This window comes from Pseudomonas sp. HY2-MNA-CIBAN-0224 (genome assembly GCF_040310285.1).
Classification (GTDB): domain Bacteria; phylum Pseudomonadota; class Gammaproteobacteria; order Pseudomonadales; family Pseudomonadaceae; genus Aquipseudomonas; species Aquipseudomonas helleri.
In genome coordinates, this window is the sequence record NZ_JBEOPQ010000380.1 from 1 (window position 1) to 289 (window position 289).

Here is a 289-nt window from a genome sequence, read left to right on the forward strand (position 1 = left end):
CATCAAGCGTCTGCATAAATAGCGTTTTGGTGGTCTCATCAATAGAGGCAATCGCTTCCGTCAGCGTCTGCATACTCGCAGCAATATCGGCTGTTTGCTGCGCAAGTGGCTCTAAACGCTCATTAACTTCCGCAAGCTCTGCCACTGCGGCAAGATTGACTGCGCCTATTTTGCTTAGTTGCTGTTCAAGCTTATTACGCTCAGATTCTAATTCTGCGATTTTATCTGGGCGTACACGGCGATCATGGGCGATAAAATCTGCTAATAAGTTTGTTACGCTCATTACTTG

General features: G+C 46.4%; 1 protein-coding gene. It reads right to left on the reverse strand.

The genetic code is table 11. The features are described from left to right. Positions 1 to 289: hypothetical protein (locus AAEZ03_RS26830; RefSeq protein ID WP_350582837.1), on the reverse strand; the 289-nt coding region annotated here is incomplete at both ends.